Origin of the sequence: Alteromonas sp. W12 (assembly GCF_001924945.1) — a bacterium.
Classification (GTDB): domain Bacteria; phylum Pseudomonadota; class Gammaproteobacteria; order Enterobacterales; family Alteromonadaceae; genus Alteromonas; species Alteromonas macleodii.
Window position 1 is genome coordinate 300,571 of sequence record NZ_LQXH01000001.1, and the last position, 19,730, is coordinate 320,300.

The following is a 19,730-nucleotide window of genomic DNA, read 5'->3' on the forward strand; positions in this document are numbered from 1 at the left end:
GCGCACTGTGAGTGCAATGTAGCGGTGACCTAAAACAAGTAATTGACGCCCAATGAGAGAGCCATATTCTCTTCTTCCCCAACTTGCCTATGTTCAAGCTCTACCGCCATGTTTAAACCCTCGCTTTTACCAAGCAGCCAGCCCAACCGAGTAAAAGTACCTACATCATGTGGTAAATAAAGCCACTCTGCGTAATGCTGAAAGGCGGTATTGTTGGTTTTGTACGTTGCATAGACCTTTTGCGGAACCCAAGTGTTAAACCGCCTGCTGGCGCTAAACATACCTTGTGACCCCGCTGGGTAGGTATAACTGTTGTCGTATAGATAAGTTTCGGTTGTAGATTGAATGCGGTACATACTATTTAGCTGCCACCGCGCTATTTTTTTGCTTTTGAATTGGATAGGACTGTAGTGGGGAGCATTTATTTCCGCGAGCACGGGGGAAGCCGCCATAGACGCAGCCAAAGTAAGTGCCAGAAGAATTCCAGTAACCACATTCATGGAAGAGCCCAAGTTGTTGTTATCATGGCTTGTAAACAACCAGAAACTACAAGCGATAGTGTGTTCGTTATTTAAGCATAGCTGCAAAAAATAGATGATGAAAATATTCTTTGCTGTTTTTTATTTGTTTCGTTGATTTTGCTAGCCAAATAAAAAACGCCGCTAGTTTATACAAACACTTTTTTGCAAAGCGTTATATAAACTGAGCGGCGCATTTAAAAGCGTTATTTGGTTATCGAATTAAATCGATGCTTTTAACGCTTCTGCTTTATCTGTTGCTTCCCATGGGAATTCATCACGACCAAAGTGACCGTACGCAGCCGTTGGGCGATAAATAGGGCGCTCGAGGTCTAGCATTTGAATAAGTCCATAAGGGCGTAGGTCGAAATGTTCACGGACCAGTGCCACTAATGTTTTCTCATCTACCACACCTGTACCGAAGGTATCGATGCTGATAGACGTTGGCTCTGCCACACCGATTGCATAAGACACTTGGATTTCACAGCGCTTAGCAAGTCCTGCTGCAACAATGTTCTTAGCAACGTAACGACCCGCGTATGCTGCACTGCGGTCTACTTTTGATGGATCTTTACCAGAGAACGCGCCACCACCGTGACGGGCCATACCACCGTAAGTATCAACAATGATTTTACGACCTGTTAAGCCACAGTCGCCCATTGGACCACCGATAACGAATCGTCCCGTTGGGTTAATGTGAAAGCGTGTATTTGCATCAATCCATTCACTAGGCAGTACTGGCTTAATAATTTCTTCCATTACCGCTTCGCGAACTGTTTCAGTGCTTACTGAATCACAGTGCTGGGTTGAAAGCACAACCGCGTCGATGCCAACAGGCTTGTCGTTTTCATATTTGAAAGTAATTTGGCTTTTAGCATCTGGGCGTAACCAGTCTAGCTTACCAGATTTACGCACTTCAGCTTGTTTTTGAACAAGGCGGTGAGAGTACGTGATTGGCGCAGGCATTAGTACGTCAGTTTCGTCGCTAGCGTAGCCAAACATTAGACCTTGGTCACCAGCACCTTGTTCTTCAAGGCTTGCGCGATCAACACCTTGATTGATGTCAGGTGACTGTTTGCCAATAGCATTTAATACCGCACATGAATCAGCGTCGAAGCCCATATCTGAGTGCGTGTAGCCAATTTCTTTAACTGTTTTTCGGGTAAGCTCTTCAATATCTACCCATGCAGAGGTAGTTACTTCACCACCCACTAAAACCATACCGGTTTTTACATACGTTTCGCAGGCCACCCGAGCGCGAGGATCTTGTTCTAAAATAGCGTCAAGAACCGCATCTGAGATCTGATCAGCAATTTTGTCCGGATGTCCTTCAGACACTGACTCGGATGTGAATAAATGCGTGGCCATAAATGCTCCGTAAGCGTTAAATTATCAAAATAGTCGTATATTGTACTAAAACAAGTTATAAATACCAGTCTTTACTTCTAGACGTCTAAAAGTCTCTTCGTTACGAATAGTTGACACAACCCGATCACTTATAGGGTTATTCAGGTCGTAATTGTCGAAGTTAATGATGTATTTGTAAAACTAGGCGTCAGATATAACTGTTTTTGCTGTAATGGGAATACGTGATGGTCAGGGTATAGACCATTTTTTACTATGACTTTCACTATTGGCAATCAAAACCCATTGAACTGTAAGGTGGCATAGGTAAGAATAACGCCACATTCATTCGTATAAAGAAGTAGAGCGAACGCCTTACCTCTACGCTCGTCTAGCTTGCCTAGCCCGCTAAGATACGAAACAAAAGATACAAAATAAATCAGGAGACAACATGCCCTCTCGTCGTGAACTCGCCAATGCAATCCGTGCATTAAGCATGGATGCCGTTCAACAAGCTAAATCTGGTCACCCAGGTGCCCCAATGGGGATGGCTGATATCGCACAGGTACTATGGGGTGATTTCTTATCACACAACCCTGCAAACCCATCTTGGGCTAACCGCGATCGCTTTGTGCTTTCAAATGGTCACGGCTCGATGCTGTTGTACTCTCTTCTTCACCTTTCAGGCTACGAACTGCCAATTGAAGAGTTAAAGAACTTCCGCCAATTGCATTCAAAGACGCCAGGTCACCCAGAGTACGGTTATGCGCCAGGTGTTGAAACGACTACTGGCCCATTAGGTCAAGGTATCAGTAATGCTGTGGGTATGGCGCTTGCCGAGAAAGTGCTAGCGGCACAATTCAACAAAGATGGTCACACTATTGTTGATCACCACACCTACGCGTTCTTGGGTGACGGCTGCTTGATGGAAGGTATCTCACACGAGACATGCTCACTAGCCGGCACGCTAGGCCTTGGTAAGCTTATCGCGTTTTGGGATGACAACGGCATTTCAATTGATGGCGAAGTGGAAGGTTGGTTCACCGACGATACACCAGCACGCTTTAAGAGCTACGGTTGGGAAGTGATCGATGGCGTTGACGGTCACGATGCAGAGCAAGTGAAAGCCGCCATTGAAAAGGCACAGGCGAATACTGCGCAGCCTACGCTTATTTGTTGTAAAACCACCATTGGTTTCGGTTCGCCTAATAAAGAAGGTACCGAGTCTTGTCACGGTGCACCACTAGGTGAGGACGAAATTGTCGCTACTCGCGAGAAGCTTGGCTGGAGCCATGGCGCGTTCGAAATTCCAGACGATATTTACGCTGGTTGGGATGCTAAAGAGAAAGGTTCAAACGCGGAAAGCGCGTGGAATGACGCTTTCGCAGCATACGAAGCCGCCTACCCAGAGCTTGCAGCAGAATTCAAACGCCGTGTAAATGGCGAGTTGCCAGCAGATTTCAGCGACAAAGCAGACGCTATCATCGCTGAACTTCAAGCTAACCCACAAAATATCGCGTCACGTAAAGCGTCACAAAATGCACTGAATGCGTTTGGTCCGCTACTTCCTGAACTATTAGGCGGCTCTGCTGACCTTGCAGGTTCTAACCTTACCATCTGGGAAGGTAGCAAAGGCGTTGAAGCAAACGATGCATCAGGTAACTACATTTATTACGGTGTACGTGAGTTTGGTATGTCGGCCATGATGAATGGTATTGCCCTTCACGGTGGCTTTAAGGCATACGGTGCAACCTTCCTAATGTTTATGGAATATGCACGCAACGCGGTACGTATGGCAGCGCTAATGAAGCAGCCTGCAATTTTCGTTTACACCCACGATTCAATTGGTCTAGGTGAAGACGGCCCAACTCACCAGCCGGTGGAGCAGGTGGTTGCGCTACGTGCAACGCCTAACCTTGATAACTGGCGCCCTTGTGATCAGGTTGAGTCTGCTGTGTCGTGGAAGTCTGCTATTGAGCGCACTGACGGCCCAACAACACTAATCTTCACACGCCAAGGCTTAGCGCAACAAGAAAGAACGGCTCAACAAGTTGCTGATATCGCGAAAGGCGGTTACGTACTTAAAGACTGTGAAGGTACGCCAGAGCTTATTCTTATTGGTACCGGTTCTGAGGTTCAGCTAGCCGTTGAAGCCGCAGCGAAACTAACCGAGCAAGGCAAAGCCGTTCGCGTAGTGTCTATGCCATCAACTGACGTATTTGACCGTCAGTCTGCTGACTACCGTGAAAGTGTACTACCTTCTAGCGTAGTTAAACGCGTAGCGGTTGAAGCCTTGTCTAAAGATAGCTGGTACAAGTACGTTGGCTTTAATGGCGCTATCGTAGGCATGGACACCTTTGGTGAATCTGCACCTGCGGGCGACCTGTTCAAGCACTTCAACATTACCACTGACGCTGTAGTAGAGGCTGCACTGTCTCTGTAAGAGGTAATAGATAAGCCTATGGTAAATATTGCCATAAATGGGTTTGGTCGTATTGGTCGTAACGTGTTGCGCGCGCTGTATGAAAGTGGGCGCAACAACGAATTTAACGTGGTGGCCATTAACGACATTGCTAAACCCGAAGGCATAGCACATTTACTTAAATACGATACCGCCCACGGGCGGTTCCGTTTTGATGTGGCCTTAGAAAATAACACGCTAAATGTCGCAGGCGACGATATTACACTGCTCGCGATAAGCGATATTAAAGACCTACCCTGGAAAGACTTGGGCGTTGATATTGTGCTTGAGTGTACGGGCAAGTTTGATGACAGAGCATCGGGGCAAGCACATTTAGATGCCGGCGCTGGCAAAGTGCTTTTCTCGTCACCCGGGTCACCAGATTTAGACAATACGGTCATTTTCGGAACCAATGAAGACACGTTGACCAGTGAACAAAAATTAGTCTCCAACGGCTCTTGCACCACAAACTGCATTGTTCCTGTTATCCAAGCGCTAGACGCTGCGTTCGGTGTTGAAAGTGGTACGATCACAACCATTCACGCGTCTATGCACGACCAGCAAGTTATCGACGCCTATCACGAAGATTTGCGCAGAACCCGTGCTGCAAGTCAGTCGATTATTCCCGTTGATACCCGACTTGCTGCCGGTATAGAGCGCATTCTGCCTAAGTTTGCGGGAAAATTCGAAGCCATTGCGGTTCGAGTGCCAACTATCAATGTTACTGCCATGGATTTGAGTGTAACGCTTCAATCTAAGGTAACGATTGAGCAAGTGAACCAAGCCCTTCGCAATGCAAAAGCGGGGCGTTTACAGGGTATTTTGGACTACACCGAAGAGCCTTTGGTGTCGGTAGATTTCAATCACGACCCTCACTCGTGTATTGTAGATGGCACACAAACAAGAGTCAGTCACAAACAACTGGTTAAAACACTAGTATGGTGTGACAACGAATGGGGTTTTGCAAACCGTATGCTCGATACCGCAAAAGTGATGTTCGACGCAAAATAAAGCATTGATGCTGCCAAGGGTTGGTAGCACCAGCCCGCGCAGCTTTCACAGTTAATTTGAGCGTGTCTTACCTTCAAAACACGCTCTACTGAATTTAAATTAACATAGGAAAGACGATGGCAATTCCAAGCATGAGCGATATGGCCCTAAAAGGTCAGCGCGTATTAATTAGACAAGATTTAAACGTGCCGGTAAAAGACGGCAAAGTAACTTCTGATGCGCGTATCAAAGCATCAATCCCTACGATTAAAGCAGCCCTAGACGCAGGTGCGGCAGTTATGGTGATGTCTCACCTTGGTCGTCCTACTGAAGGCGAGCCTGCAGACGAATTCTCTCTTCAACCTGTTGTTGATTATCTTAATGACGCCCTAGACGTACCGGTTAAGCTTGTTAAAGATTACCTAGATGGCGTGGAGCTTGTCGACGGCGAATTAGTTATCCTTGAAAACGTACGTTTTAATAACGGCGAAAAGAAGGACGACGAAACGTTAGCAAAACAGTACGCAGCACTTTGCGATATCTTTGTTATGGACGCGTTCGGTACTGCTCACCGCGCACAAGCGTCTACTCATGGCGTTGCTAAATTTGCACCAAAAGCCTGTGCTGGCCCATTACTTGCTGCAGAATTAGACGCACTTGGCAAAGCGCTAGACAACCCTAAGCGTCCAATGGTTGCTATTGTGGGTGGCTCTAAAGTATCTACCAAGTTGACCGTGTTAAAAACATTGGCTGAAAAAGTTGATCAGCTGATTGTTGGCGGTGGTATCGCTAATACGTTTATCGCGGCTCAAGGCCATAATGTGGGTAAGTCACTAGTAGAGATGGACCTTACCGAGCAAGCCACGCAGCTTATGAATGAAGCGCAGGCGAATGGCGGTAATATTCCAGTGCCTACAGATGTTGTCGTGGGCAAAGCGTTTGATGAGAATACCGAAGCGACGCTAAAAGTAGTCAGTGACGTTGCCGACGACGATATGATTTTTGATATTGGTCCAGACTCTTCAAAGGCGTTAGAGGACATTATCAAGAATGCAGGAACCATTGTATGGAATGGCCCTGTAGGCGTATTTGAATTTGAACAGTTCAGTGCTGGAACAAAAGCGCTGTCTGAAGCGATAGCGGCAAGCGACGCATTCTCAATCGCAGGTGGTGGTGATACACTAGCAGCAGTTGATAAATACGGGATTGCCGATAAGGTCTCTTATATTTCAACAGGTGGTGGCGCGTTCCTAGAATTCTTGGAAGGCAAAACACTACCAGCGGTAGCAGTACTAGAAGAAAAAAATAAATAAGCCTGGGCGTTGCATGAAAACGCAGCGTTTTAAAGCTCTAGATAGCTAAGGCCTAGTACAAACGTTACCCCATAAGTGTCACGCTCAGTAACAGCATTTTTGAGCGTGACCTTTTAATCGGAAACGATTACACCTGCGAAACAGTGAAGTACGCAGGCATAAATACCAACTTTATTACAGATGTGTTTACTTAAGGTGCTGGCATGCTGCGTCTGAGACAAACAGATCTTTAATAGAATTGGTATAACAATAAACCCTACACCTGTCTATTAAGGCAGTAATATACAAAAGGAGTGTTGCAATGGCATCACAAGCTCAGCAGGCAATGCTGGATAAACTGAAGACGCAAACCGGTTTTATTGCAGCGTTAGATCAAAGCGGCGGTAGTACCCCTAAAGCGTTGCGCTTATACGGCATCGAAGAGTCAGAGTATAGCTCAGACGAAGAGATGTTTAATCTTGTTCACGAAATGCGTACACGCATTATCACCAGCACCCCTTTTAGCGGCGAGCGCGTTCTTGGCGCAATCTTGTTTGAAAACACCCTTGATAGAGAAATTGAAGGCATGTCTTCTGCACATTTCTTATGGCAGAAGAAGCGCGTAATTCCGTTCCTAAAGGTAGATAAAGGATTAGCTGAAGAAAGCAACGGCGTGCAGGTAATGAAGCCAATGCCAGGTCTTGATGCACTGCTAGCTAAAGCGGTGGCGCAAGATGTATTTGGCACTAAAATGCGCAGTGTTGTTAAGCTTGCGAATCACCAAGGTATTAAAGACGTTGTTGCTCAGCAATTTGAAGTGGGTAAGCAAATTTTAGCCGCGGGCCTTGTTCCAATCATTGAGCCAGAAGTGGATATTCACAGTCCACAAAAAGCGGAAGCAGAAGCATTACTTAAGCTAGAGATTTTGACCCAGCTTAATCTGCTAAACGAAGGTCAGGAAGTCATGCTTAAGCTTACGCTTCCGACAGAGGCAAACTTCTATAAAGAGCTTGTTGATCACCCTCGTGTACTTAAAGTAGTGGCGCTATCTGGTGGCTATAGCCGCGAGGAAGCAAACGCGAAGCTGGCAGAAAACCAAGGTATGATCGCGAGTTTCTCTCGCGCACTGACAGAAGGCGTATCTGCACAGCAAACTCAAGAAGAGTTTGAAGCAACGCTTGATACTGCAATTGAAGGTATCTACCAAGCGTCTAAAGCTTAATTCTCTCCTTTTAAATTGATTGTAAAGAGCGCCTAATGGCGCTCTTTTTCGTTGTGCGGTTTTGTCACTTCTTATTCCATTCCGCTTTTGTCGATTCTGAAAACGTGCAATCGCTTATTGCCTGCGTTTACTAGCAAGAATGTTTCTTGTAAAAGCGTAATCGCCTGTGTAGCATAACGCCGCAATTTTCCTTATATAATTGAATTTCTGGAATAATCATCGGTGAATAATCATCAGTACATGAAGCAGTACACCATATACGCATTAATTGCGTTGTTGTTTACTTGCTTATCTGGACTTAAACAGGATTACAAGCCGATCACGTTCAAGCATCATTTTGATGCTTCTATCTCAGAATATTCATTTGAATTTGATACTGAGGAAAGTGCGCCGGAAGAGCCCGTCCCGCCACAAAATGTTGTGCTGGATTACATTACGGACTCCTTCACGGATACCGCAAAACCACGTCCGCGTGGGCTTTTCAAAACATCCCTTAACTACGCAACGCCGTTAACCCGAGCGCCGCCTATTGCTTAGTTTTTTAGGTTTAGCGGTTATTGGCTACCTAAAAAACACGTTAATTCGATATTCCTAACAACGCGCCAGCGCTTTGCTGGATGTTTTTGCGTGCTTAATTATCAGCGGTGAACCTATTTGCTGAAAGCGCGCTAGTGGCATGCTGTCTTTTTATAAGGCATGTAACGATTAGCCTTTTTATTACGAATTTACATTATGAGCAAAAAAGCACTTCTTGCAGTAAGCATTGTTTCCGCACTTTTAGGTGGCTGTGGACATGAAGAACATGCTGCGCATCACGAAAAACTTCAATTCAACGTTACTCATCCTATCGTACAAGACACAACGCTGGTAAAAGAGTACGTCAGTCAGATACGTGCCATTCAACATATTGAAGTTAGAGCTATGGAAAAAGGCTATCTTCAATCGACCTTTGTTGATGAGGGGCAAACGGTAGAACGTGGTCAGCCCATGTTCAAAATAATGCCGAACGTATATGAAGCTGAACTACACCGCGCTGAAGCCGAGGCTAAAGCGGTAGAGATGGAGTACAAAAATACAAAGTCGCTTGTTGAACAAAACATTGTTTCTCCTAACGAACTTGCCGTCATAGAAGCACAGCTTCAAAAAGCTCAGGCTGAAGTTGAACTGGCAAAGACTCACTTAGCATTCACAGATATCAAAGCGCCGTTCACAGGCAAAATGGACCGACTGGAAGCTCGAACGGGAAGTTTGCTTGATGAGGGCGAACTGCTCACCACATTGTCTGATATCAGCACAATGTGGGTGTATTTCAATGTGCCTGAATCAGAGTATTTAAAGTACGCGCAGAACAGCGCATCAAATGATCAAACGTCAGTGCGATTAAAGCTTGCCGATGGCAGTATTTACGCGCATCAAGGCGTGATAGATGCCATTGAAGCTGATTTTGATAATCATACCGGAACCATTGAAATGCGTGCGTCTTTCCCTAACCCAGACCAACTGCTAAGACATGGGCAAACCGGTAATGTCATGGTGGATATTGCCTATCCGGATGCTTTAGTTATTCCTCAGAAAGCCACATTCGAAATTCTCGATCAAAGCTTTGTGTATGTGCTGGATAGCGAGAACAAGTTAGCAACCCGCCACATTAACATCGCTGCAGAACTCCCTAACATCTATCTGGTTTCAGACGGACTAGCGCCGGACGACACTATTTTGATTGAAGGACTGCGAAGAGTTTCGAACGGCGATGAGATAGAGCCTGAACTTATTTCAGCCAGCGACACATTAGCTCAACTGTCACTGCACGCAGAATAAGGGGGCGCTATGTTTGGAGTTTTTATTAAACGTCCAGTGATGGCCATCATGCTATCGCTGATGATTATATTTTTGGGCGTGTTGTCGGTGTTTAGCCTACCCACGTCACAGTTTCCAGATATTGCTCCGCCGCGAGTGCTTATTTCTCTGGCATATCCCGGTTCGAGCGCTGATGTATTGGTGAAGTCATCGCTGGTTACCATTGAGCGTTCAATCAACGGTGTGCCGGGCATGAAGTACATCGTGTCTGATGCGACCAGCGCGGGTGAAGCCACCATTCAAGTTATCTTCGATTTAGATGTAGATCCGAATCAGGCGCTCATTAATGTGAAAACGCGGCTTGACCAGATCATGAACCGGCTGCCCCAGCTCGTGCAGTTAGAAGGGGTGGTACTAGAGCGGGTTCAGCCTAGCATGTTGATGTACATAAACGTTTATAGCACGGACGAAACGGCTGATGAAAAGTTTCTGTACAACTATTCCAATATCAACCTTATCCCCGAGATACAGCGGGTAAACGGTATTGCCAGTGCAAAAATATTGGGAAGTCGCCAGTACGCAATGCGAATTTGGTTAAAGCCTGATCGCATGCGTGCTTACAATGTTTCTGTAGATGAGATCATGGAATCGATAGACGAGCAAAGCTTGATTGGACGCCCTGGGCGACTTGGCAGAAGCTCAGGCATTACTGCTCAGTCCAAAGAATACGTGCTTATTTACGAAGGACGTTACGACGAGCCTGAAGAATATAAAAATATCATTATTCGCGCCGATTCCGACGGTCGCTTGCTCAAATTAGGTGATATTGCCGATGTTGAGTTAAGTAGTGAATTTTTCGATATTTATTCAAACAAAGACGGATATCCTTCCGCTGCCATAGTACTTAAGCAGAACTACGGAAGTAGTGCCAACGAGGTTATTTCTCAGGTGAAAGCCACTATGGCTGAACTAGAAAAAACGTTTCCAGAAGGCATGAAGTACGAAATCAACTACGATGTTTCCAAGTTTCTAGATGCCTCTATTGAACAAGTGCTGCATACCTTGTTTGAAGCCTTTATTTTGGTTTCCTTGGTGGTGTTCATCTTTCTGGGTGACTGGCGCTCCACACTTATCCCGCTTCTTGCTGTGCCGGTTTCACTGGTAGGGACGTTTTTCTGCATGCAGGCCACAGGGGTGAACATAAACCTTATTACTCTGTTCGCATTGGTACTAGCTATAGGGATTGTGGTGGATAACGCTATTGTTATCGTGGAGGCCGTTCACGCGAAAATGGAAGAGAGCAGCAGCCTAACCCCTTATATGGCTACCCAACAAGTACTGGGTGAAATGGGGGGAGCTATTATCGCGATTACACTGGTGATGACGGCGGTTTTTGTGCCCCTTATTTTTATGACGGGCCCGGTAGGTGTCTTCTATCGCCAGTTCTCTATTACCATGTCATCGTCAATTATCATCTCGTGTATTGTGGCGCTTTCATTAACGCCAGTGCTGTGTGCAATGTTGCTTAAAAACCCTCATTCACACACAAGAAAAGCAACGCCATTAAGCAAGTTTATTGATGGGTTTAACCATTATTTCAATAAGTTAACCGGTCGTTATACAGGCATTATCAAAGCTATCGTTACACGCCGCAGTGTTACTGTAGTGCTGCTTGCGGGCTTTGTGGTAAGTACCTTTGGCGTTAATCAGGCATTACCTACAGGCTTTATTCCCGGTGAAGACCAAGGGCAAATCTATGCCATTATTCAAACACCGCCAGGTAGTACCCTTGAAGCGACGAATACAGTAGCGCGAGAGCTGCAAAGCTTGGCGCTGGACGTTGAAGGCGTCTCCTCGGTGTCCTCGCTTGCTGGCTATGAAATCCTTACAGAAGGTCGAGGTTCAAACGCGGGTACCTGCTTGATTAACCTTGAAGATTGGGCTAATCGCGAACAGTCGGTACGTGACATTATTGAAGAACTAGAAGCCAAAACACACCACTTAGGTGCAGTGATTGAGTATTTCGAACCGCCTGTTGTGCCGGGTTATGGCGCGTCGTCGGGGTTATCATTTCGTTTACTCGATAAAACCAACACGACCGACTATCAAGAGTTCGACCAAATCAACAAAGCCTTCATGGAAGAACTCGGTAAACGTGATGAGCTAAAAGGTTTATTCACGTTTTACGCGGCCGATTATCCTCAATACAAAATTGAGATAGATAACCAAGCTGCAATGCAGAAAGGGGTATCTATTGGCGCGGCCATGGAGAATTTGAATATTCTTATTGGTAGTACTTATGAGCAAGGCTTCACGCGCTTTAATAACTTCTTCAAAGTGTACACACAAAGTGCACCGGAATATCGTCGTTATCCCAGTGACTTATTGGATTACTACGTGAAAAACGAAGAAGGTGAAATGGTGCCTTACTCGGCCTTTATGAAGCTGATTAAAACCCAAGGCCCTAATGAAATTACACGCTACAACCTTTATACCTCGGCAGCAATTCGTGCAGAGCCTGCAGCAGGGTATACCTCGGCGCAAGCGATAAAAGCAGTTGAGGAAGTAGCGGCTGCAACCCTGCCAAAAGGATATGACATAGGTTGGGAAGGCCTGTCATTTGACGAGGCTAAACGAGGCAATGAAGCCATCGTTATCTTTGCCGTAGTATTGTTGTTTGTATATATCGTGCTGGCATCACAATACGAAAGTCTGCTTCTACCTTTTGCAGTCATTCTTTCACTACCTACCGGTATTCTCGGCTCATTCCTGTTTCTAAAAGGAATGGGGCTGGCCAACGACGTTTATGCGCAGCTTGGCTTAGTTATGCTGGTTGGGTTACTCGGCAAAAATGCCGTGCTTATTGTGGAATACGCAGTGCAAAAAAATCAGCAGGGCTTATCGATTGCTGACGCGGCAGTTGAAGCGGCCAAACAGCGCTTTCGTCCAATCCTAATGACATCGTTCTCGTTTGTAGCAGGGCTAATTCCGCTTGTTATTGCAACGGGGGCAGGCGCAGTGGGTAATAGAACCATTGGTGCTTCTGCCTTAGGCGGTACTTTGTTCGGCACTATTTTTGGTGTGCTGGTTATTCCTGGGCTTTACTACTTGTTCGCCAAACTTGAAGAAGGTAAGTCATTAATCAAAAACGAAGATCATGTCCCTCTTACTGAAACTTACCACTATAACGATGAGGTGCTAAGCGATGACAAATAAAAAGCGATTTACTTATAAGCCGCTGTGGTTAGCGCTTAGTAGTGCGTTGTTAGTACAGGCATGTGCCATCCCTACCATTGAAACGCGAAACCCTAATCTAGATTTGCCAGAGCAGTTTAACGCGAAAGTTTCGCAAGTGGATACTCAGGCTGGTCAAGGGATTAACCAGAGTACACAAGCAAATATTCAATGGAGTGAGTGGTTTAACGACCCTACACTTTCTGCGCTGGTGGAAACGGCGGTTAAGAACAACCAAGAGGTGTCTATATTAATTCAACGCATTAATATGGCGTCGAATGAAGTGTACGCACGGGAAGGGGAATATTTGCCTCGACTCTCTGCGGGGGGAGCCGCTGAAACCGAAAAGGTAGGCGAATATACCCGGGAAGGCGCAGTAGAAGAACAGTTAAATATCAAGGAGGATAAAGAATTTCCCGACCCGCTGGCAAACTTAAAGCTAGGCCTTAATGCGTCGTGGGAAATTGACGTTTGGCATAAGCTGAGAGATGCGTCTAAAGTGGCCTCGCTTGAATACTTGGCGTCGGTTGAAAGTAAGAACTTTTTCGTTACCCAGTTAGTATCTGAAGTTGCGCGTACTTACTATGAACTGCTGGCGCTAGATAACAAGCTAGAGAATCTTGACTCAACCATTTCGCTACAGCGCAATGTTATTCACACTATTAATGCGTTGAAAGAATACGGGCGGGCGTCATCGCTACCCGTTGCGCGATTTAACGCGGAAGTGAAGAAAAACGAGAGCGAGCGTTACTTGATTGAGCAGGAAATCCTAGAGAAAGAGAACACGCTCAATCTGTTATTAGGACGCACTCCACAGCCCATTCAAAGGGACAGTAACGTGTTGCTCAGCGCCGAGCTAAAAAGCCCGCAGGTGGGTGTACCCTCTGCGCTATTAGACAATCGCCCTGATATAAAACAAGCTGCACTCACGCTCCAAGCAGCAGAGTTAAATATCGATGTGGCTAAAGCCAACTTCTACCCTTCTTTTGAGCTAAAAGCAGGGGTAGGTTTATCGGCGTTTGATAGTCGTTACTTGTTTAATGTGCCTGAGTCATTGGCATATTCCTTATCTGGTGATGTTTTTGCGCCATTAATAAACCGCAGGGCGATTGAGGCGGTTTATCAAAATGCCAGCGCCGAACAAATAGAAGCGGCTTACGAATATGAACTGACCGTTTTAACGGCGGTAGCTGAAGTAACAAACAGTTTATCGAAGCTTGATAATTTGGAGAAAAGTGCTGAAGCACGGCGTCATCAAATTGCTTCACTCGAACAGTCGATTGATATTGCCAATAGGCTTTTTTCGTCAGCTCATGGTGAATATTTAGAGGTGCTGCTTGCGCAACGAGAAGCACTGGAAGCGCGTAGCGAGTTTATAGAAACTCGTCAGCAGCAAATGGCCGCACTGGTCGATTTGTATCAGGCACTCGGAGGCGGATGGCAGTCTTAAAATAAAAAGGAGAGCGCTCGCTCTCCTTTTTTTTGCCTTTATCAAAAGCTGGCGGTGAATTTCAGACTCAACGTGTGACAAAAGCAGAACGCATGCGGTATTAAATGTTAACGCGTAAAGTTAAAGCGGGCAAAAAAGCGCTCAGCTTCGTCACTATCAAAATCATAGCCATTATTCGTCATCGCTTCCAAAGCATCTTCTACCGTTTCGTAAAAGCCATAAGGAACTTCGGCAGCGTCGTAGCACTGAGAAATCTGATGCTTAGTTGTCAGCATAATGTCGGTATCTAATATCACCACGGCAAGAAACGACAGGCCGCGGGTTTTTCTTACCCGAGTTTGTTTTACAAAAATATCAAAGGTGGAAGGGGGCATTAGGCTTTCACCGTAAAGACAGCTTACTTGTGCCCATTTAGCGCCCTTTTCGAATTTTGAAATGTCAGAAGACATCTTAACTACGCCATTTCTCATGGTTTCGTCATTCCACGGTCCGCGCGCTGAGAAGAGCAGCAACTGACCGCTTACGCTACATTCAAACTCGCCGTGTGGATTATTCATGGGCATTACCTTTAAGCCTTATATAGAAGTTAGCACTTTACCGCTATCACGCAACTAACCATTCGGCTAAAGCCAACGCCCCTGTGTACTGCGCTTAATCGCCTAGCGATGTCGCTCAACGTTTAATCTTTATTGGCTGAATATATTCAGTAATATGGAGACAATAAATGCATCACTACAACGTGATCACCCCATAAAAAAGAACGGATAAGAACAAATAGATTAAGGTGAGATATGTCTTTTACGAGAAATCACAGGTACCCGTCAGTCAAAAAACGGTTTGCTATATGGGCTGCACTATTTAGCGTAGGCACGCTAGCTATGCCATCCACAGCGCTTGCAAGCAAAGAGAGAGAATCTCTTACTACCGACTCTGAACGCTATTTTAAATCGGAAGATATTTTTAATTTGGAATACGTGAGCGAAGTTCAGGTGTCGCCAAACGGTAAATATGTTGCGTATGTGCGCCGTTCAAACGACATTATGTCGGACAGCAGTCGAGCGAACGTCTGGCTAGCGTCGGTTGATGGAAAGTCACACCGCCCCTTACTGTCGTCGAAAAAGAGTTACTATTCTATTCGCTGGTCACCAGACGGTAGCCGATTGGCTTACCTTTCTAATGAAGAAGGTAAACCGCAATTGTATGTGCGTTGGATGGATACAGGGCAAACGGCACTCGTAACAAATGTCACCTCAAACCCAAGTAACATCACTTGGTCGCCAGATGGTAAGCACATTGCTTTCACTATGAGCGTTGATGCCAAGGAAAAGCCGCTAGACGTTAAAATGCCTAAAAAGCCTGACGGTGCAAAGTGGTCTCCTAGCTTTCAATATATTACCAAAGCGCGCTATCAAGCCGATGGCCGAGGCATTCTTGAACCTGCTTACACCCATATTTTTATTGTTCCTGCTGACGGAGGCACAGCACGACAGCTTACTTCAGGGAACTATCACCACAATGGGCGCTTAAGTTTCTCTCCTGATAGCGACAAAATCTATTTCTCTGCCAACCGCAGTGACAATTGGGAGTATGAGCCTGTTGAGGGGGACATCTTTTCTGTGGATATGATGGGTAATATCGCACAGCTTACCAGCGACAAAGGCCTTGAATCATCGCCTGTCGTATCGCCTGACGGAAAGCACATTGCTTACGCACGCCGCGATGACGAAAAAGTGATGTACAAAAATAGCTATTTATATGTGATGAAGAGCGATGGTACAGATGCTCAAAATTTAACAAAAGACATTGATAATTCAGTGTCTAACTTTCACTGGAAAGATAATAAGCACGTTTATTTTCAGCAGTCGGTTCGCGGTTTAGCGCAGGTGGATGTGGTATCGCTATCGGGCAGCGTAAAAGCCGTAGCTAAGGGGCTGGGCGGTACTACAATAGGACGACCTTATGTGTTTGGCACTTATCACGCTGTTGATGATGTAGTGGCGTATACCAAAGGACGCACCGATCGCCCCGCTGATTTATATGTCACTACGCGAAACGAGCGACAGCTCACTGCACTAAACGAAGACGTCCTAGGTCATAAGCAACTTGGCGAAGTAAAAGAAATTGTCTATCCGTCTTCTATTGATGGCGAAGAAATCCAGGGGTGGTACATTCTGCCGCCAAACTATGACAGTTCGAAAACGTATCCGCTTATCTTAGAAATTCATGGCGGACCTAATCTCGCTTATGGCCCTGTCTTCACGGCCGAGCTGCAGCGCATGGCTGCAGAGGGCTACGTGGTGTTTTATGATAATCACAGAGGTAGTACAGGTTATGGAGAACGCTTTGCATTGCTACTTCAAGGGAAATACAGTTCGGAATATGACTTCTCAGACCATATGTCGGGCGTAGATGCGCTTATTGAAAAAGGCATCGCTGATCCAGAGCGACTGTTTATTACTGGTGGTTCAGCAGGCGGCATTGCATCAGCCTATGCCATTGGCCTTACTAACCGATTTAAAGCAGCCGTAGTCGCTAAACCCGTTATCAACTGGTTATCGAAAGTGCTGACTGCCGATTCAGGTCTATATCAAATCCCTTTCCAATTTCCGGGTATGCCTTGGGATAATGTAGAGCACTACTGGAAGCGCTCACCGCTATCGCTAGTAGGCAATGTAACGACCCCCACCATGCTGATCACGGGAGTGGAGGACAAGCGCACGCCAATGTCTGAGACCGAGCAGTTCTATCAAGCGTTAAAGATTCAAAAGGTTGATAGCGTGCTGGTAAAAGTACCTGGATCGCCCCACGGGATTGCTTCTAAGCCATCTAGAATGATTGGTAAAGTTGAAAATATCTTGGCGTGGTTTAAAAAATACGACAGCGTGCAGTCACAAAGTACGCAAGTTGAAGCTCAATAATTAGTGTGCTGAGACTAAGTGGGGCTAATGCGCCGACTCAATCGGTTCAAGGCCCCATTTTTTTAGTATTCGAGCATATTCGCCATTCGCTTTTAAAATCGAAAGCGCATGTTTAAGTGAGCTTACTTTGTCTTGCTCAGTCTTAAGGCCAGTGGCAACAAAAAGATCAGCACCCAATGCTTCGATAACATATTCGCTCGTTGCGTCGTTAGGGTTAAAGCCTGCGTCGCTGATTTCATACTTTCCTGTCTCAAAATTGGCTAATGCAAAGTCGATGCGCCCCATATACAAAAGCTTCCACAGTAGTGCTGGCTCAGCAACTAAAGCGAGGTTTTTATTTTCTTCAAAACCTTCTTGCTGCAAAAACGATGCTGAGCCATAGCCACGTATTGAGCCTACTCGGAACTGCTTCGCGTCGTCTAAGGAATTGACGTGTGCTGTCTCTTTCTGCTTTAAGCGGATCAGCGAGGCTTGCATGTGATTTACTGATGAAATCCACTCAAATTCATCTTCCCTGTTCGGTGTTTTCAATAAAGATAGAAGTACCAGATTGGGATTGTCGAGGGTTTCTTGTACTGCACGGGCCCACGGCATGCGCTCTAACGAACTGCTAAATGGCAGCAGAGGTTCTAGTGCGTTTGCGAGGTCTACGTTGACGCCTTGTGCTTTTCCATCCTTATTAATCCAGTAATAGGGTGGGGTGACCTCGGTTAGAAAGTAGACATGGTTGGACGATGCGAAGGCAAATGAACTTACAATCAGCAACAAAAAAATCCAGATACTACGAAACATAACTACTGTTAAGAACCTATAAAAAATAACATCAATTGGAGGTTTTAGATAAGGTAATGCTAATGCGTAGTATACCGGTTTTATAGGCAAATAATACTGATATTTGCCTATAAAATGTTCAATTTGAGGTGCTGATAGTCGGTACTTGCTTATTCTACCGCGGGATGTAATTGCTCGATATCAGGAACAACTGTGAGTTTTAAATCAAGCGCTTTCCAGTAGTGGCTTTCTCGTAGCAGGTCAGCTGAGATAATAGGTTTTTCATCTAACCAGCCATCGGGGAAGGTAATGGTCAGTTCGTTCTTTTCTACATTAACAACGAGGTCAGGTACAAAACCCTCTTGGCGTTTAATATTAAGCAGTACACCCAAACGCAGTAACGCGATTAAATGCTTAACCGACTGCTCATCGAAAAGATTAAATGCGGGCAATTCATTGGTTCGAATTTTCTTTCTATGGAATCGCACGAGCGTAGCTAGCAGTAATTGTTGTTCCTGCGTAAACCCAGGCATGTCCACATTACCAAGAATATAGGCGCTGTGTTTTTGTATGCCTCGAGAGTTAATTTGCATGCCGACTTCGTGAAGTAAAGCTGCCCAGCCGAGCATGCTTTTAAAGTCACGCCCTTTAAGTTTCCATGCTTTTTCAACATCGTTGAAAAGTGAAAGGGTTGTATTAAGCACCATAGTGGCTTGGGACGTATCTACATCGTAGCGGGTTGCCAAACTACTCGCGGTTCTGCCGCGAATATCAGCGTGATGAAGCTCATCTTCCATCTGATAAAGCACGCCTTCGCGCAAGGCGGCAGGCGAGTACACCAAGCCTTCAATCTCTAGCGCTTTGAAAACGGCGATAAGAATAGCGAGGCCGCCAGTAATAACCACACGACGATCTTCACTTAAATCTGGGTAGCTTAATTTGTCTATATGTCCTGCGCTTATGAATTGCTTCATTAAATTGCGCAAACTTTTAAGTGTCACCGGAATATCGTGGCCATTAGGTCTGTCTTGCTGACAAAGGGTGAACAGCGAACGAATGGTACCCGACGTACCGATACACTGGACCCAGCCCAGTCTGCGATATTTATTGTCTATTAACTCAAGCTCTTGCTGTGCAGCCGTGATAGCGCGATCAAAGGCTTTTGGCTTTAGCTCACCGTCAGGGAAAAACCGTTTGGTATAGCTTACGCAGCCCATTTGAAGGCTGCGGCAAAGTAAAGGCGTAAAACCTTCGCCAATAACGAACTCAGTAGAGCCTCCGCCTATATCAATAACCAGCTGTTGGCCGTCGGAGTGGTTAGTATGTGCAACGCCTGAATAAATAAGTCGCGCTTCTTCTACACCAGAAATGACTTCGATAGGGTAGGGAAGGATATCTTTTGCTGCGCTGATAAAATCGCGGGCGTTACGCGCCCTGCGCAACGTGTGGGTGGCGACAATTCTCACGGAGTCGGGCTCAAAACCTTTCAGGCTCTCTGCTACTACTTTTAGCATAGCAAGCCCACGCTCCATCGCTTCATCAGACAAGATATCGTCGTCGTTGAGACCTTCGGCCAAGCGTACTTTTTGTTTAACTCTATGCAGAATCTGCACAGACCCAGCAACAATGCGTGCTACTACTAAGTGAAAACTATTTGAGCCAATGTCTAGTGCTGCGACTTTATTGACTTCGCGGGTTTCCACGTCATTAAAAACTGATTCGTGCTGGGTCAT

14 protein-coding genes are annotated in these 19,730 nt (G+C 45.8%); 9 read left to right on the plus strand and 5 right to left on the minus strand.

From position 1 onward, the window contains the following. Nucleotides 1-29: 29 nt before the first annotated feature. Both AWH61_RS01260 and metK read right to left on the minus strand, forming a co-directional pair. Nucleotides 30-500, minus strand: a complete 471-nt coding sequence (locus AWH61_RS01260; protein ID WP_014948381.1) for a hypothetical protein — start codon at nt 498-500, stop codon at nt 30-32. A 240-nt stretch (nt 501-740) separates the two neighbouring features. Then, nucleotides 741-1,886 (minus strand): methionine adenosyltransferase, encoded by a 1,146-nt coding sequence (gene metK / locus AWH61_RS01265; protein WP_049586187.1) that lies wholly within the window; start codon nt 1,884-1,886, stop codon nt 741-743. A gap of 427 nt (nt 1,887-2,313) precedes the next feature. Here metK and tkt point away from each other — a divergent pair, with 427 nt between their 5' ends. From tkt to AWH61_RS01305, 8 genes are all read left to right on the plus strand, one after another. Beyond that, a complete protein-coding gene (gene tkt / locus AWH61_RS01270) occupies nt 2,314-4,305 on the plus strand; it encodes a transketolase (RefSeq protein WP_061484788.1) in 1,992 nt (663 codons plus the stop codon). 18 nt (nt 4,306-4,323) lie between these two features. Continuing rightward, nucleotides 4,324-5,334: an erythrose-4-phosphate dehydrogenase gene (gene epd / locus AWH61_RS01275; protein WP_014948384.1), complete on the plus strand. Its 1,011-nt coding sequence runs from the start codon at nt 4,324-4,326 to the stop codon at nt 5,332-5,334. Nucleotides 5,335-5,450: 116 nt separating this feature from the next. Next, nucleotides 5,451-6,626 carry a phosphoglycerate kinase gene (locus AWH61_RS01280; RefSeq protein WP_075176024.1) on the plus strand — a complete coding sequence of 392 codons (1,176 nt, stop codon included), beginning with the start codon at nt 5,451-5,453 and terminating at the stop codon, nt 6,624-6,626. A gap of 301 nt (nt 6,627-6,927) precedes the next feature. Then, on the plus strand, nt 6,928-7,827 hold the full coding sequence (locus AWH61_RS01285) for a fructose bisphosphate aldolase (protein ID WP_014978432.1): 900 nt from the start codon (nt 6,928-6,930) through the stop codon (nt 7,825-7,827). Nucleotides 7,828-8,049: 222 nt separating this feature from the next. Then, the gene (locus AWH61_RS01290; RefSeq protein ID WP_230633693.1) at nt 8,050-8,364 is read left to right on the plus strand and encodes a hypothetical protein; all 315 of its coding nucleotides are present in this window, start codon (nt 8,050-8,052) and stop codon (nt 8,362-8,364) included. A gap of 195 nt (nt 8,365-8,559) precedes the next feature. Then, nucleotides 8,560-9,645 (plus strand): efflux RND transporter periplasmic adaptor subunit, encoded by a 1,086-nt coding sequence (locus AWH61_RS01295; RefSeq protein ID WP_075176025.1) that lies wholly within the window; start codon nt 8,560-8,562, stop codon nt 9,643-9,645. Nucleotides 9,646-9,654: 9 nt separating this feature from the next. Continuing rightward, nucleotides 9,655-12,840 carry an efflux RND transporter permease subunit gene (locus AWH61_RS01300; RefSeq protein WP_075176026.1) on the plus strand — a complete coding sequence of 1,062 codons (3,186 nt, stop codon included), beginning with the start codon at nt 9,655-9,657 and terminating at the stop codon, nt 12,838-12,840. Continuing rightward, complete coding sequence (locus AWH61_RS01305) at nt 12,830-14,308, plus strand: TolC family protein (RefSeq protein ID WP_069943791.1); 1,479 nt, start codon at nt 12,830-12,832, stop codon at nt 14,306-14,308. Before AWH61_RS01300 ends, AWH61_RS01305 begins: the two co-directional genes overlap by 11 nt. Nucleotides 14,309-14,415: 107 nt before the next feature. Here AWH61_RS01305 and AWH61_RS01310 read toward each other — a convergent pair whose 3' ends face one another. Next, complete coding sequence (locus AWH61_RS01310; RefSeq protein WP_014948394.1) at nt 14,416-14,865, minus strand: hypothetical protein; 450 nt, start codon at nt 14,863-14,865, stop codon at nt 14,416-14,418. 234 nt (nt 14,866-15,099) lie between these two features. Here AWH61_RS01310 and AWH61_RS01315 point away from each other — a divergent pair, with 234 nt between their 5' ends. After that, nucleotides 15,100-17,226 (plus strand): S9 family peptidase, encoded by a 2,127-nt coding sequence (locus AWH61_RS01315; RefSeq protein ID WP_075176027.1) that lies wholly within the window; start codon nt 15,100-15,102, stop codon nt 17,224-17,226. Nucleotides 17,227-17,250: 24 nt separating this feature from the next. Here the strand turns inward: AWH61_RS01315 and AWH61_RS01320 are convergent, their stop codons facing one another. Further along, nucleotides 17,251-18,018 (minus strand): transporter substrate-binding domain-containing protein, encoded by a 768-nt coding sequence (locus AWH61_RS01320; protein ID WP_075176028.1) that lies wholly within the window; start codon nt 18,016-18,018, stop codon nt 17,251-17,253. Nucleotides 18,019-18,167: 149 nt separating this feature from the next. Continuing rightward, nucleotides 18,168-19,730 (minus strand): exopolyphosphatase, encoded by a 1,563-nt coding sequence (ppx, locus tag AWH61_RS01325; RefSeq protein WP_075176029.1) that lies wholly within the window; start codon nt 19,728-19,730, stop codon nt 18,168-18,170.